Genomic DNA, 266 nt, shown 5'->3' with positions numbered 1-266 from the left:
GCCAGATAAAAGCCGGTCAGGCGCTGCATCTTGACGCACAGGATCTCACTAACAGCACTTCCGGTGAAATCAGCGCCAGGCAAACGCAAATCCAGGCTCACGATACCCTGAACAACACCGGACTGATTGACGGCGGCCTGACTCATCTCACGGCTAACACCCTGAACAATACCGGCACCGGGCGCATTTACGGGGACCAGCTGGCCCTCCAGACGGGCACATTGAATAACACCGCCCAGGACGGCAAAGCTGCGGTCATTGCGGCA

General features: G+C 58.3%; 1 protein-coding gene. It reads left to right on the top strand.

Features of this window, described 5'->3' with window-relative positions:
• The coding region (locus tag ACGF49_RS25220) for a hypothetical protein (RefSeq protein WP_387493536.1) at nt 1–266 on the top strand (266 nt) is incomplete at both ends.

The organism is Photorhabdus sp. RM96S, from assembly GCF_042879335.1.
GTDB lineage: Bacteria > Pseudomonadota > Gammaproteobacteria > Enterobacterales > Enterobacteriaceae > Photorhabdus > Photorhabdus kayaii.
This window is presented reverse-complemented; position numbering and strand designations above follow the sequence as displayed.